Genomic DNA, 15,362 nt, shown 5'->3' on the forward strand with positions numbered 1-15,362 from the left:
GCGGCGGTCAATGACGTTACTATACGTCTTGCCCGCCGCTTTAAGTTGTATTTAGGCTTTTTTAGTTTGAAGCCGTTTAAGTTCTTCATCCACACGAGCTTTGCGCTGCTCGAGCTGCTGATCGGAACTATATGCGCCAGCATGTAAGCTGTTGTATGAACCTTTTGTAAGCTCACGTTGTGCTTCTAATTCCATCACCTTTTGTTCAATCCGATCGAACCCTTGTGAAGCGGAGCTTCCATTAAGGGAGTTGGAATAGCCAGTAGAGGTTGCAGTTGTCTGCTGCACGCGAGTAATGAGCTCAGCGCGTTTTCCTTGCAGCCGTGTTTTCTCTTCTTTCAATGCCTCAATGCGATAACCGAGGTCAAGTACCGCTTGCTTTGCTAACTGCTGCAGTCTTGCCATTTCTTCGGCTTGTTCTAGATACAACAGCTTCGCTTCAAGCGCCGTACGTGCTTCTGCTTCACGTTCCTCAACTGCCGCTTGCTCTGCTTTACCCTCGTAATAGCTTACTTGTCCGCTGAATTCACTTAGTTTAGATTGCAGCATACGATCCTGTGCTTGCTGCTGTGCCAGCGCATGATCAGTTTTGGCAATTTCCTCATCCAAATCTCTCAAATAATGATTAAGCATCATGACCGGATTTTCCATCTTGTCCAACATTTCATTTGCTGCTGCCTTTGTCATACTAACTACTCGTTGTAAAATTCCCATTGATAATCTCTCCTTAAAAGTTTGTGTTTTGTTTTATTTTCATTTGCATTCGTTTATTTGATTTAGTAGTGATCGGCAAATCGAAAGTCGTTGTTAATTGCTTTTGGGATAAAGAGGGTAGCTATAAAATATGCGAGTATAACCGTTCCGAAGCTGAAGAACGCCGCAATGACAACTAACAATCTAACAATAGTGGAATCAATGCCGAGCCATTGTCCGATGCCTCCGCATAGACCTGTCAGCTTGCTGTCTGTCGTTGATCGAAATAATTTTTTCATATACAGTCATCCTTTCGTGTAGCTCATCTATGTCCTTATTGTAGCCTCTGGAAGATTGTTTCGTAACGGTCCTCGGGCCATTTCAGTGCTAGGCTTTAGGCGGGGACTGTCTGCGACGGGCGACGGGGCTGCCGCTATTCTTATAGCAGTTATAGGCTGTGCTTTATTAGAAATTGCAATTGGGATTGGTGGTGGTCTTAGTTGAAAATGTAAATCCATAAAAAAACTGCCCGAAAGTAATTAGACCTTTGGGCAGCTTTATCGGGATGAACGTGTTGTTGTTAAGGTGTTAAAACCAATGATTTACGGTTGTGGGTTACATGTTCATTACGTAGCTAAGCTGTAGAAGCGTTGCTTCTTTAAAGGAGCAGCTTAGAAATTCTATTCCTGCAGGCAAACCTTCTGCTGTGTAATCAGTCGAAACCGTAATTGCTGGCTGAGAATCCTGAATAAGGACTTAGTCGGTTATTGTTTACCGCCTTCCCGCCTTCTCGAGCGAGAGAGGCTGCTAAATTCCTTTACTCTATTCAACCAATCTACTATTATAAATTTAGATTTGAGAGATAATAATTAGTATAAATGGGAGTTGGGACCAACATGAACAGATGGTTTTATTATAAAATCGGAATTTGTTTGCTGATCGTTTTTACGCTGTGTGTTCCAAGCTTCGGTGCTTCATCCTCTGTCCAAGCGAATGACGTTAAACCTGCTGCTTCCTATTTAGCAGAGCGATGGAGCGAAAGCATCAAGGGAGGCGTAGCTGCGAATCCGGTCATCGGTGAGGACGGCACGGTGTATATCCTATCTCAGCAAGGGAAGGTTTATGTCTTTAGCCCTGCTGGCAAGCAGCTGTGGACTGCTGATGTTAGTCCTATGGATGTTACTTCTTCAGAAAGAGAAGGTCAGCTCGAAATAGGAGCAGACGGGACCCTTTATGTCGGCTCAAGAGGGAATTTATATGCATTCAACAAAGATGGCGTGAAAAAATGGGAGTATGAAACAACCTATTCAAGCTTTCAAAAGGTTGTCGTTCAACGTAACGGCTTAATCTATATTCAAGTGAGATCAAGGGAACTGCTGCTTGCCCTGCGCATGGATGGCACGAAGGCATTGGAACGGACCAATATTACGAATTTGGTAAAGCACGCGGGCACTTTAGAGGATAAGGTTTTTATTACATCTTATAACCTAGATACTAAATTAGTTGACGGTAAGCTAAGCTTTGAATCAACATCGTATGCTGAGGAATTAAATGCTAGCGGCTCATCGCGCTGGAAAGTCAATATGTATGGATCATCTTATAATACCCCAATGACGGACAAGCAAGGCAATTTAATCGTATATTTAGAGGCTTCGAAAAAAGGAGATCAATCGGGTAGTTCACAGCTTAGTCAGGACAGAAGTCCAGGTGAGATTAAAGTGATCAGCGAGGGAGCTGTGAAAAAAAGTTACTCGCTAAGCGCAAGGTCATACGCTCCTGTTGTTTTTGATGATCAACAAAACGCTTATATTGTTACGAGAGATGCTGTCATTACTAAATTTGATACGCAAGGAAAATTGATATGGAAGCTGCAAATCGACCAAGATACTAATGTATTGGAAAACGGAACGGCAATGCAGCTGGATAAGGATGGTTCCCTTCTTTTCTACAGCTCATTGATTGGTTATGACAAGACGAAGGTTGAGAAAACCGAGCAAAGTGAATATTTTAAAAATCGCTTGCTTCGGATAAATCAAAGAGGGGAATTGCAATCCTCTATAAAGAGCGGCCTTTATGCTAGTTCGGTTGTTTGGTTAGACAATGGAATGAATGTAATAAATGGATATAACAAAGTTGTTTTGTCGGATTTGAAATCAACGAAGCTAACAGAGTACAACACAAATTCCCCCATTTATTTAACGTATAGGGATACCAATACGATCTATGTTGGAACAGAGAGCGGCCGGGTAATCGCGTTTGAAATTAAACAAGCCTCAAACAAGGACGATGCGGTTTCCATCACGTTTGGGAACCTCTTTCCGTACATTGAATCAAAAAGTACATACTCGCTATTTGTAACTGTGAAGTGGGCAGATGGCAAGGAGCAAACCAATCCGCAAGGCATCGTTTATCGCAGCAGCAATGAAAAAATTGCTTATTTTGATAAACAGGGCCTTCATACGGTCGGAGCTGGTGAAGTCGAGGTGAGCGCTGAATATTTGCATTTAAAGACGACAATGAAAATTAAGGTAAACGAGCGAGCTTATATGAATGAGCCTGGGGTTACCTATAGCGCTCAGCTTGTGAAAAATTGGGGGGTGTCACTGCCTACACTGAATAGCAGTATTAATGAGGTATACCAGGCTCCCCTCATCTCGGATGATGGTACGGTTTATGCACTTAGCAGTCAAGGGAAGGTAGCAGCTGTCAGCTTGGAAGGAAAGCTACAGTGGCAATACGATTTGAAGGAGCAGGTATGGGCGAGGCCTGCAATTGGACCGGATGGACGGCTATTTATAGGAACGAATAGCGGTTTGCTTACAGCATTTGATCCAAGCAGCGGCAAGCAGGTTCTTCATAATATGGTGGCAGCTAATCAGCGCAATACTATGATTGGCTGGGATCGTTCCGGTAATAGATATACAGGATTCACAAATAATAATATTGTAAGGGATGGCAACAAACGCAGCGTCACCAGTCATCTTGAAGCATCAAATGTATCGGATAGTCGGCTGTGGCTGATATCGTTGAGTGGAGAAATCACACATTTTGAGCCAACTTTAAACGATATAGGAGACACGTTATATATTATTACTACGGCAGAAGAAGCGGTTGGTGAGAGTTCGGCTATTCCTTCAGGTATTGTACAAATTCGTAGACATGGCACACTTTACGCTATTAATGCTTCATCTGGCAGCATTCGTTGGAAGTATGAGCTCGGTGTGTCAGATAATACATTTTATAAACCGTTACTTCTTCAGGATGGGACCATTGTTACGGGCAGCTCACAAGGTACTGTAGAAGCAATAGATAAAGAAGGCAAATCGAAATGGAAGAAAAATTTGAAAGTATATGCCTATACAGGACCATTTTTAAGCGAAAATAAGCTCGTTATATTTAAACCTGGCGAGAATATTGGCGTGACCGAGGGAGAAGAGCTTATCCGTTTTATTAATGTGAAAAATTATCCCGAATCCACAAATAGCATCAATCAGCAGCAGAATGAATGGCTTCTTACTTTATCTGATAATACTTACGCTAGTAGAGGACGTCATTCTCTTGCATCGTATAATTTAGCAGGCAAGTTGAAGTGGGAGCTCCCTATCGCTGGAGAGAAGACGGCAGTAAGTAGAATTAGCAACAACTTCCAAGTCGCAGTTATCGATTCAGCAGGTGAATTAACCTTCTCAGATATTGAGGTTAAACATACTTCTGGACTTTTATTTTCCGATTTGAAGCTGCACTGGGCAAAAGGAGCTGTTGAGGAACTTGCAGCAGCTGGCGTTGTTGACGGTTTTCCAGATGGAACATACCGTCCTGCAGCTCAGGTAACGAGGGAGCAGTTTCTGGCTATGCTTGCGAAGAAATTGAAAGTTTCTGTTAAAGCAGAAAATCTGTCATTTCTTGACGTCCCGAGCACGCGCTGGTCTAGGCCATATATTGAATCGGCTGTAACACAAGGCTGGATTGATGCTTCAAAATATGGAAATCGCTTCAAGCCTGAACAGCCGATTACAAGAGAAGAGGTAGCGGTATGGACAGCTAAAGCTCTAAAGTTGATCGAAAAAACGGATGGCTTAGCTAAGATTTCTGACAAATCATCCATACAAGCATCAAACCTTGGGCTGGTGGGCGCAATAATAGATTCCGGTATTATTACTGGCTACAAGGATGGAAGCTTCAAGCCGCTCGCGACTTTGACTCGTGCAGAGGCGGCTGCTCTACTGGCACGAATGTAACAAGTTAGAGAGAGTGTGTGAAAAAAGGAATCAGCTTAAGATGTAGCATTAGCGTCATAGGCTGATGTCTTTTAAAAGTTGAATAAGATAGTTGTGACGTAGAACGTCATAGTATGACATATTATAAAAAGATGAATAAAATAGTTTTGACGTAGAACGTCATGGTATGACATCTTATAAAAAGTTAAATAAAAAAAGTGTGACGTAGAACGTCATAGGCTGACGTATTTGAAAAGTTGAATAAGATAGTTGTGACGTAGAACGTCATAGGCTGACATCTTATAAAAAGGTAAATAAAAAAAGTGTGACGTCGAACGTCATAGTATGACATCTTATAAAAAGTTGAATAAAAAAGTGTGACGTAGAACGTCCCTGGTTTTCCTCTGTTCAAGAGGAGCCAAGGACGTTTTTTCATTTTGAGGAGGATGAGAGATGGAATTTGCTGAAGAACATGAGAAATGGTTGAAAAAACATTTGCGTGCAAGTAAGGGAGAGCACAAGAGCAGGCTTCAGCGTGGACATGGGCATGGTGAACGTTTGTTTTTGAAGCAAGTCTGGTGGCCGATGATGGGTAGTTTTGATCATTTATATCCGGAGTATGAAGTCGTGGATTGGCGTGGGAACCCTTTTTATATTGATTTAGTTTGGCAGCGGGGAGCGACGAGGTTCGCTTTCGAAATAAAGGGTTATGGACCTCATGTTCAGAATACCGATCGAATTCGATACCGACGGGAATTAAATCGGGAGACATTTCTGCAAGTGCTTGGATACCGCGTCGTGTCCATACCTTATGACGAGTTGGAGGAAAAACCGCAGCTTATTGTGTCTTTGCTGCAGTCGCTGCTGGCTCCTTATTTGGTGACTCACACGCAAGAGCAAAACATGACACGCCTGGAGCGTGAGTTATTGCATTATGCGTTTAGGTCGAACAAGAATATTCGCCCAGCCGATGTGATGAAGGAGTTTCATATTAATCGCCGCACGGCAGTCAAATATTTGAAAAGACTGTGTGACGTTGGCAAACTGCGTCCAGTTGTATCTGGAAAAGGCATTCGTATTGTCAGCTATGAGCTAATACGCTCGGCTTTTAATCCTTTTTTTTAGGGAACGGAAGTGGACGTAGAAGTAGGACTAGGACTAGGAGTAGGAGTAAGAGTAAGAGTAAGAGTAAGAGTAAGAGAGGAATTAGAAATGACGGCTGAATATGTGTGAATGTGTTCATTTGTGGAGCGTGTGACTTGTAAGTATCTGGAGTGTTACTGGATTGCATGCAAATTGTATGTAAGTGGAGTGTGGTTTAATTGCATGCGATTTGTGTAGGTAAAGCGGGATTGAAATGGTGTAGATGGATTGTGAATGTAGTGTGTGGGGGGTGTGAATTTGGATTGTGCACGTAATGTGAGTGAAGTATGCATGTACCGCGCGTAAAGTTTGAATAAGCGCAGGAGTGCATCTATTTTCAATAGATAAGGTGGAATTTACTCAAATAGGTGCACAAGTGCATCTATTTGAGTGATTTGGAAAAGTAGTTGTCGGAATAGGTGTATTTATGCTCTTAGATGAGCCTGCTGATATGAACCGGGGTGCTCACTTAACTAATCAGCATGTACTCTCGACTGTTTTTGTTGAGAGTAGATACTGGACTATGAGGGAATGTGCGTTTGTTTAGTGTATTGGGTGTTGGGTTATGCGTTTGTAGAGCGTGCAAGGTGTCCGATTGGATGATTGTTAAGTGTACAAGGAGTGCTATTAAACTAACAGTATGTGATTTGTGTAGGTTATGTGCATTGAGAGTATAAGTGGTTTACGCATGTTGTGTGATTGTAGTGTGCGTGACCGGATGTGAAGTGTAAATAAGCGCAAAAGTGCACTAGTTTCTATCAAATTTGATGGAAATGATGCAAAGAGGTGCAAAAGTGCATCTAGTTGAGCGGATTTGTAAGGTAGCTGGCGGAATAGGTGCATTTATGCACTTAGATAAAGTTACTGCTGCTAACTGGGGTTCTCACTTAGTTATCCTGATTTTTGTTCTTCGCTTTTGTAGATAGTGATAAATGGGTGCGCAGCAGTGTGCATATTTTAAGTGTATTTGGAGTGAGAGTATGCGTTTGTGATATGTGCAAGGATTTATATGTGAGTTGTGTAGGTAGTGTAATTAGAGTGTTTATATGGTTTGTGCATGTAGTGTGATTGTAGTGTGCGTGACCGATCGTAAAGTGTAAATAAGCGCAGAAGTGCACTTGTTATTATAAAATTTGATGGAAATAACACAAATAGGTGTAGAAGTGCATCTAGTTGAGAGGATTTGAAAAGTAGTTAGCGGAATAGGTGCAGAAATGCACCTAGATCAAGTTATTGAGGTTAACTATGTACCTAAATGAAGCTATTACAGTTAGCTCTGCATCTAAATGAAGCTATTACGGTTAGCTGTGCACCTAGATCAAGCTAATGAGGTTAACTATGCATCTAAATGAAGCTATTACGGTTAGCTGTGCACATAGATCAAGCTATTGTGGAAACTATGCCATTACGATTAACTATGCACCTAGATGCAACTGAGCGGGCAGCACCATAGCACCTGCCCCACCCCATACAGACTTTTTTCAAAAAAGATCAGACTTCTAACAAAAATGATCATTCTTAAGCGCTTTCATCTGTTCTATGCTAATAAAATCCAATTAGGATCAGATTACCATGGAGGATGGGTGACAGATGATTAAGAGGAAAAAAAGCACGGTTTTCAAATTGTATGTTTGGATGATTTGTTTTGTTATTTTGAGTCAACTGGCTGTATGGCCAAGTGCGGTATCCTATGCAGAGGAAGTCGTTGAGGTAAAAACGATCGCGAGCATTCCCTCTATCGAGATGAACACAACAATAGGGAACCCGCCGATTCTTCCGCTGGAGGTACAAGCTGTATTTAGCGATGAATCCGTTGGACAAGTTCAGGTAAGGTGGGACGAAATTGATCCCTCGCAATATGCTGAGGCGGGAGCTTTTAAAGTAGAAGGCAGCGTTCAAGGCACTCCCCTCAAGGCTTCCGCAGAAGTTACAGTGAGGGAAAACGATTTTACAGTATTTCTAAATGAGATTACGAGCAATGTGCCAGATGGACAAAGCATCGTTTCTTACAGCAACAATTATCAGTCCATGCAGCCCGAATTGATGACTTTTATGAAAGGAAACGGGACTACATCGGTTAACAATGGGCTGACGGTAGAAATGAATTCGTTAGAAAAAAATATCGCTATTGCTGCTTGGGATAAAGGACCATGGCTTTCCGCCGGCACAATCGATGCAACGCTGCGTTACACCAGCGGGACACAAGGCAATATAGGGTTTGTAATCGGTGCCTATAATTCTACCCAAGGATTGTCTATTCGTTATGATGCGGGTACGACTTGGGTCATTCAAAGCCCAGATGGTTCTGGCGCGTGGGAATCTTTTGAAGGACCCGAGTTGAAAATGGATACCGATTACCGAATCAAGATTGGTTATAACGGAAACAAGCTATTGGTTATCGTTGATGGCGTTACTTATTACAACAAGGAAACAAATTTATTGAATTTGAAGGCTGGAATAGGTCAGGTGGCCTTGTATAAACGTTTTGCGACGGGACAAGTCGTTTTGAAGGATATTAACATTCAAGGCGTTGGCCAAACCGAAAAACCGTCAGATATCATCAATTATGTACAAAATTATGAAGACCCGGCGTACACACCGCGTTGGTCCGGACTTAACGCTCAAGTGGTAACAGACATTACAGGCAACAAGGTATTATCGCTAAAAAAAGGCGCTAAAGAACGCGGAGCAGATTTGGATTCCCCGCAGCTACAATCGGGTACGCTTTCATTGGACTTTAAGCTAGTCAATCCGGTGAAGCTTTCTAGCGGCCAAGGTTTTGCATTTGGCTTCAGAATGAATGAGACGGCAAGCATCTTTAGCGAAATCGGAGTCGATCCAAATCGCTGGTTGCCTGAATCCAGCTCCGGTTGGGGCAGCAATTTAAATATTCCTTATCCGATTCAGGGGAAATGGAACAATCTATTGTTCAATTTTAATGGAAAAACAATTACGGTCTATATGAACAAAAAGCTAGTTGGCGATATTACATTTGCTGAATTTACCGATGCGGCTGGCTTGTTTGGACTTCGAATCAGAAGCACAGTAGAGCTGTATATCGACAACCTGCAGTATACGAATCAAATGATTACTCCAAAGGAATTGGTGCAATACAGCAACAACTTTCAGGATGGCATTACGGGAGGGTGGAGCAGCGGCTCTTCATCCATCATCAAAGAAGGCAGCAATCGCTTTTTGAAGTTGTCCGGTATCACGGGGACGGTATTGAATAACGATGCGCCACTCCTACAGAGCGCAACCTATATGCTGGATGTAAAACCTACGACTGATGCGATTGGTTTTGCTATAGGCAACAGCTCTTTGGTGAAATTTGCGAATGACCACTGGATTTTGGAGAAGGATGGCAGCACTATTCCTTTTGTAGCAAGTGACGCTATTTCATCGAGTCCATTAGTTATGAGTTGGAATAAGGTCGGAATACAATATAGCGACTCTTCGGTCACACTAAGTATAAACGGAGCTAAGTTGACTGCGAATTTACCGTCCGGACAACAATTCGGAGAAGGTTCATTCGGAGTATACGGGCAAGGCGACTTGTATGTGGACAACATTTTGTTCACGGAGGAATTTATCCAAATGGATACTTCCCCTGTCGCAAGCAAGATGTATTATGAACAATATTATGAGACAGCTTCAAGCATGAACTGGACAGGACTCGGCGGCAGTCAAGTCGTCGATGGTTATTTGAAGGGCAGTATCGCTTCGGGATCGGTTGCGATAAATGAAGATATCGTACCTGTGAAAAACGGCGTATACCAGGTCAAGATGAAGACAAATGCTTCGTCCGCAGGAGTTAAAATCGGCAATGCAGCCATTTATTACGAAGGTCAAGGCAAATGGATGTATCAACCTAACGGTGGAGAAAAAATAGCTATCGGAGACAGCGTTGAAATTGTACCTGGCAAAGATTTTATTTTGCGGGTAAGGTTGATCGAAAATGAGTTGAATCTTTATGTGAATGGCATTTTGGTGGGCACTGTCCAAACGAAAAACTTCACACCGGGAGCGTTTGGAATTTATAATTCCGGAAATGAAGTGATGCAAGTTGAGATGGATGCGATGACCGCAGAAGAAATTAGAATATATGAGCCTGACTTCACTACGCCTAACTGGAGCGCGATGGATTCGAGCAGTCCGGCCGTGCTGGAAAGCGGCGAAGGCAGCGTTAAATTAAGGCTGCCCGGCGTATCTCTCGTTACCGATAATAACAGTCCAGACGTTGTCGATCAGAAAGTAACCTTTGATTTCAAGACGAGTGTAGGCGCTGGGACAGACGGAGGGCGCTATGGATTTATTTTGAGAGGATATGACGATAACCGCTACGTATCTATCGTTCATGACATCAATGGAACTTGGAAGCTTTCTGCAAACGGCAACGATTCCAACTTCCCTACTGCGTATTCCATGGCGGCGGATACTGTGTATAAAATCGAATTGAATCTGATCGGCAACACAGTTACTTTCGCTATTACTGATGCTGATGACAACAGGACGGATATGGGCGCGGTTACGGATAATACGGTGACCTCAAGGGCTGGGAAATTTGGAGTGCGTTCCTGGTATAGCGCCAAAGAAATGACGATTGCCAATCTCAAAGTGGTTGAACAGGAATCCATGCCAAGGCTTCAGCTTGCGGCGGAGCTTGATTCGATCACCAAAGATGATTTGATTGTGACGCTGAATAAGGGTTTTCCGAGTATTTTTTCTTATCAGGTCGGCAATAAGACGATGAAAGCAGCAGACGAGCAAACAAACACATTACAAATTAACAATACGGAGTATACAGCTCAGACGGTTTCGGAAAAGGTTGGCGAAAGCAAATATGCCTATACGATGGCTTTTGACGAAATTGGCGTGGTGATTAAGGCTTTCATAGAAGCAAAAGAAAATAACGTTGTTCGATTCGAAGTGAGCGAAATTCAAGAAAAAAGTGATTTTGTTGTCAGATCTCTCGAGTTGAATAGTTCACTCTTCTATGTGGATAGCTCTATGAAAGGCGCGACGTACGCTTGGAACAAGTCTGACGGCAAGTGGCACGGGATTTCGGAAGAGCTGGTTGACGACATGTCCAAAATGAATCAAACGGGTTCATTCGGCGCAACGATGACGATGGTGAGCGCAGAAGGACTGGGCGCGTCTATGGAAAATAATGTGATGAGCGGCGGAAATAAGATACTCGTTAACGCCGAGAAAAAGTCCCTTGTAAACAAGCTTACCGTAAAACCAGGATCGTGGACTTATCGTCATACCCAGAGCAATGAAAAGGAAGCGCTGCCGTGGTATAACGTTGTTCTTACCGAGGATCGCAATTCCGATGGGAAGGTAGACTGGCAGGATGCGGCTGTAGCTTATCGTAAAGAAATATACGTGCAGCCGTTCGGCGCCGAAGACATGAAAAACAATATGATGTACATTGCGTTCAACTTCGCCAGTCAGGCAAATGATCCGTTCCTGAACGCTTTGGACACCGGTAAAGTGCTGTACAATTATTCCGACGGCTTTGGACAAATGATTTTGGAAAAAGGTTATCAGGCGGAAGGGCATGACGATGATATTCCTTCTTACTCCAACATTGGAGTGAGACAGGGCGGATTAGCCGATTTTAACTACTTTATTGACGAAGGGGCCAAATATAACCTTCGCGTTGGCGTTCATTTAAACGCCACAGAATACCATCTTGATGCAAACGAGCTGAACTATTCCAATCTGACAGGCGCTACGCCAAACGGATATAAACAGGATCGGCTATCAAAAGGCTGGGATTGGATCGATACGAGCTACTATGTAGATCAGACAAAGGATGTTTTGAGCGGTGATCTGAAGTCACGATTTACAAACTTGTACAATCTCACCAAAGATCCAGCAAACCCGAATGACCCAGCTTTGGATTTTTATTATATCGATGTATACACAGGCAACGATTACAACGCTTATAAATTGCTGCAATATGCGAATGGCTTGGGGCTGAAAGTAGGAACCGAATTTGCGGGGCCAATTGAGCCAGGATCGGTATTTGTCCATTGGGGAACGGATTTGGGTTATCCGAACCAAGGGAACAAAAGCATTCTTTACCGATTGGTTAAAAATGACCTCGATATTTTCGTCGGCAACGCGCTGTTTAAAGGCCAGAAAATCCCGGTCGTAGCGACTTGGGGGGATTCGAAGCCAGATATTCAACAGGGTGTAACCGTGTTTTTCAATGAAGTGCTTCCGACAAAATTTATGCAGCATTATGGCGTCATGAAATATGAGACGGATCAAGTGACTTTTGAACAAAATGTTGTTTCCAAACGAAATAAAGCGAGCAACAAGATTGAGCTTTCCAAAGACGGGAAAGTCATCTCTTCTTGGAAAGATACCGGAACAACGACGGATACAGCCGAGCGTCATACGAGCGAAGCAGACTCCTTGATCCCGTGGCTGTGGGATGTGAAGACCAACCAGCCTCTAGGCATAAACGAAGGAGCTAAATTGTACCACTGGAATACGACCGGTAATACGACGACTTGGCAACTGACAAATGATTTTAAAGACGTTGCATCGTTTAACATGTATGAATTAACGCAGCAAGGCAAGGTGCTTGTAGATACGATTGCTGCGGTGGATGGATCGCTAACGATTGCGAAGGCAAGCAAAAATACGCCATATGTTCTATACCCTGCAACAGCAGATGCTTTAAACCTGATTCCTTCTGCGGGTGAATGGGGAGAAGGCAGCCTGATTAAGGATTTTGCTTTCAATTCAGAGAAATTTAATGTTGAAGGATCATGGTCTGTTAATGATACGGCCAATGCTTCCATTAAGGTCGTTCAAGGCGATGTTGGATACGACACGACAAAAGAAATGGTAAGGTCCAACTGGAACCGCTATGCGGAAATTGGAAGCCGTGCTGGTGAGTTGTCTCAGCAAATCACTGGATTGATTCCGGGAGGAGAGTATACGGTTGGTGTATGGACTCAAACCGTTAAAGGAAGAAAATCCTCTTTACAGGTAACCATGAACGGCAAAACGTACAGCAATTATGTAACAGGCTTGGACGGTTCACATCAAAGTTCATTTAAATATGTGGACACAACTTGGCAGAGAATGAATGTGAAATTTAAGGTGCCAGAAGGCACGACAACGGCAACAATCAAGTTAATCGCAGATGCTGGAGCTGGCACTGTGCTATTCGATGATGTCCGAATTTGGAAGCATCTGACGTCGGGAAGCGGTGCTGAACATGCTGGTTACGTCGTGAAGGAAGATTTTGAGAATGTGTATGAGGGCTGGGGGCCTTTCGAGTATGGAGGCGGCAGTCGAATGATTCATATCGCATCGGATCAGAGCAACCCGCATGACAACAATCCGGTTGTTCAGGCAGCTGACCAAAAAATCGGTCCTGTTATGACATGGGTTCTGAATGGTCAGAATTCATTAAAGTTGAATGAAACCGATGTAGGCAGACTGATCAAATCAAATGAGTCCGACATTAAATTAAAAGCGATTAAGACGTATGAGCTTGGCTTCGCCTATACGATGGAAAATGGGGTTACCTACGAGGTCAGCGTGTTGTCTCGTGCGACCGGTGCTGTGGTGTTGAAGGAAACGCTGCAAAACAAGCCTAATTCGGGGATTAAGGCAGAGGATGGCTACATCCGCTATAGCCAAACCTTCACCACTGGGGCACAAGACGATTATCAGGTCGTGTTTAAAATGATTGCTAAAGGCGCAGGTAACGCGACTTCCGATTATGCTTTCATATTGGATGATTTCTATATCAAAACTACGGGCGTTGATTACGCCAAGGAGCTCCTGCTGCAAGCAATTAAAGATGCTCAAGCGCTTAAAGAAGCAGAGTATACTCCTGTGACATGGGCGACTGTTGCCGCTACTCTGCAAAGCGCTATCGAAGTAAGCAGCAATGCTGAAGCAACAATAGAAATGATTGAATCAGCGAGGACAGCTTTGGAGAAGGCTGTGAGTGAGCTGGAGACTCATGTCATCGCTATTGTAAGCTTGCAGGCAGTGTCAGTGACCACTACGGTTGGAAAGGCGCCAGTGCTGCCTCATACTGTGAGAGCTGTTTATAGTGACAAATCGGTTAAAGATCTTTTGGTCGTTTGGAATGCGATCAAAGCTTCCGATTATGCGCAAACTGGTACTTTTGAAGTAGAAGGCACGGTTGCAGGTACGACGCTTAAAGCGATCGCTACGGTGCATGTGCAGGCGGACAATAGCGGACCGGGTACAGATCCAGGAACAGGGACGAATCCGGGGACGGGCACTGGTCCAGGCACAGGCACAGATCCGGGAGCGGGAATTAAAGTGACTTTCCAAGATACAGCAAGCCATTGGGCTAGAAAAGAGATTGAAGCTCTTGCAGCCAAAGGCATTCTAACAGGCGTATCAGAGAACAAGTTTAACCCTAATGCGTCCATTACTCGCGCTGAAATCGCGGCTATGTTCACTCGGGGATTCAATCTCCAAGCAAGCACCTCTCAATCGTTTGAAGATGTGCGTGGGGACAAGTGGTACAACAATGTGATATCGGCTGCATCGGAATCAGGATTGCTGCAAGGAACAGGAGGCAATCGATTTGAGCCCGACCGTTCCCTTACCCGTGAGGAAATGGCTGTCATTATCACGCGAGTGCTGCAAATGAAAGGTAAGCTGCCGACTCTTGCGACATCTGAAGATGCCATTTTAGCGAGCTTTAAAGACGAAGATCAAGCAGCCGCTTGGTCCAGAAATGCGCTGGCTATTTGTATCCAAGCAGGCTTGTTGAAAGGCATGCCGGATCAAACGCTCAAAGCCAACAAAGAGCTGACTAGAGCGGAAGCAGCGATTGTACTTAGCAGACTGTTCGACTATTTGGAATAGATTTGAAGTTTTTAGAGGACTAGTGGATTTCTCTACATTTTAGATTAGGCTGTCCTAGAAGTAGTTTTTGAATTTGAAAAAATAGCGATACAGGAAGTTATTCCTGTATCGCTATTTTTCTATTCTGATCCATGGCTGCTTATTTAAGCAGATGACGGGTAAACAAACGCCGCCTGACCCATTGGATGACATCCTGGCAGCCGATAAGCGGGAAACGGAATCAGGGAACCCATGGATTCTGTAGCCCCTGTAGTAGCCCGTTAAAACCCACAGATCACCCGAAACCCCGAGACCCCAAAAAAACCGGAACCTTCGGAACCCCTGGAATCATTGGAACCCTTGGAACCCCTGAAACCCCTGAAACCCCTGAAACCCCTGAAACCCCTGAAACCCCTGAAACCCCTGAAACCCCTGAAACCCCTCTAC

General features: G+C 43.8%; 5 protein-coding genes. 3 read left to right on the forward strand and 2 right to left on the reverse strand.

Annotated features, from left to right (window positions below; translation table 11 throughout):
• Positions 1-51: 51 nt before the first annotated feature.
• Both AC1DOV_RS23120 and AC1DOV_RS23125 read right to left on the reverse strand, forming a co-directional pair.
• Positions 52-714 carry a PspA/IM30 family protein gene (locus tag AC1DOV_RS23120; RefSeq protein WP_477551187.1) on the reverse strand — a complete coding sequence of 221 codons (663 nt, stop codon included), beginning with the start codon at positions 712-714 and terminating at the stop codon, positions 52-54.
• A gap of 62 nt (positions 715-776) precedes the next feature.
• Positions 777-992 (reverse strand): PspC domain-containing protein, encoded by a 216-nt coding sequence (locus tag AC1DOV_RS23125; RefSeq protein WP_076271803.1) that lies wholly within the window; start codon positions 990-992, stop codon positions 777-779.
• A gap of 597 nt (positions 993-1,589) precedes the next feature.
• Here AC1DOV_RS23125 and AC1DOV_RS23130 point away from each other — a divergent pair.
• The 3 genes from AC1DOV_RS23130 (at position 1,590) to AC1DOV_RS23140 (ending at position 14,936) form a co-directional block, all read left to right on the forward strand.
• Entirely contained in the window at positions 1,590-4,931 is a 3,342-nt protein-coding gene (locus tag AC1DOV_RS23130; RefSeq protein ID WP_477551188.1) for an outer membrane protein assembly factor BamB family protein, read from the forward strand.
• A 432-nt stretch (positions 4,932-5,363) separates the two neighbouring features.
• Positions 5,364-6,035 carry a hypothetical protein gene (locus AC1DOV_RS23135; RefSeq protein ID WP_477551189.1) on the forward strand — a complete coding sequence of 224 codons (672 nt, stop codon included), beginning with the start codon at positions 5,364-5,366 and terminating at the stop codon, positions 6,033-6,035.
• Between the two features lie 1,608 nt (positions 6,036-7,643).
• On the forward strand, positions 7,644-14,936 hold the full coding sequence (locus AC1DOV_RS23140; RefSeq protein ID WP_477551190.1) for an endo-alpha-N-acetylgalactosaminidase family protein: 7,293 nt from the start codon (positions 7,644-7,646) through the stop codon (positions 14,934-14,936).
• The last annotated feature ends 426 nt before the right edge of the window (positions 14,937-15,362 follow it).

It is taken from the genome of Paenibacillus sp. 01T47, assembly GCF_056398245.1.